This is a genomic window from Mesorhizobium sp. M7A.F.Ca.US.002.01.1.1 (genome assembly GCF_004022955.1).
GTDB classification, from domain to species: domain Bacteria; phylum Pseudomonadota; class Alphaproteobacteria; order Rhizobiales; family Rhizobiaceae; genus Mesorhizobium; species Mesorhizobium ciceri.
In genome coordinates, this window is the sequence record NZ_RZQE01000966.1 from 1 (window position 1) to 869 (window position 869).

General features: G+C 58.3%; 1 protein-coding gene. It reads right to left on the bottom strand.

Going from position 1 to position 869, the window contains the following annotated elements; genetic code table 11:
* Window positions 1–793, bottom strand: a 793-nt coding sequence (locus EN932_RS37095; protein ID WP_245483416.1) for a Wzz/FepE/Etk N-terminal domain-containing protein, incomplete at its 3' end; no start/stop codon positions are given.
* Between the last annotated feature and the right edge of the window lie 76 nt (window positions 794–869).

The following is an 869-nucleotide window of genomic DNA, read 5'->3' on the forward strand; positions in this document are numbered from 1 at the left end:
CGCTGTAGTCGTGCCGTGACCGGAACTGCTGCGCTTTTGCCATGGCCTCATTCATTTGAGTTCGCAGCTGCTGAAGCCGCATTTCCAGCCACGCGCCTCCTTCCTTGGCTGCGTCAGTCTTGGTTTCGATCTGCTCACGTACGAAGGCATCGGCCGTGGCGTTCGCAATCCTGGCTGCGCCCTCGGGATCAGGAGAGGTGAAGGATATGTCAATCGCGTAGGAAACGCCGACTCGGCGGACGTCGAGGCCGTTGCGGAAAACCAACATGCTCCGACGGAACTTCTGAAAATCGGTCAGCATGGGGGGTGCGGCAGGCTCGCTAAGAGCGAAATGCTGCAGCCAGGCGCTTTTCCGCAGCCCTAAGGCGTCAAGCAGGACAGCTCCGGTCTTCGTCAATCTGTCCCGCAAAGTCGGAGACTGGGAACGATTGAACTGCGCATCGTCGACGAGTTTCAACTGGTCGAGCACCATCGCTGCGATTTTTTCCGACTGCATTACAGCGATCTGGCTTTCCACCTGGGCAGTATCCAGTGACAGATCCACTTCGCCGCCCTCCTGCAGGTGTTGCGGCAATTTCGGCTCGATCAGAATCTGCGCGCTGGCGATGAAAGTTGGGTCGGTGCTCGAATTGTAAAACCCCGCCAACAAGAGAGCCATGGCAAGGCAGGCAATGATAGTTCCAGCGTAGCGGCGCAGAAATTCGGTAATGTCGGAGAGCCCAATGAACTCTTGGCCGGCGGAAGCCTGCTGGTCCGTCATCGAGGGCCATTGATTGGTGAACATGCGATTCATTCAGCTTCTCCTGCAGGCATACGCAGACACCCAGAGCAGCCCGCTCCATGCAGGCGGCCGTTGCATGCGGCCGGTC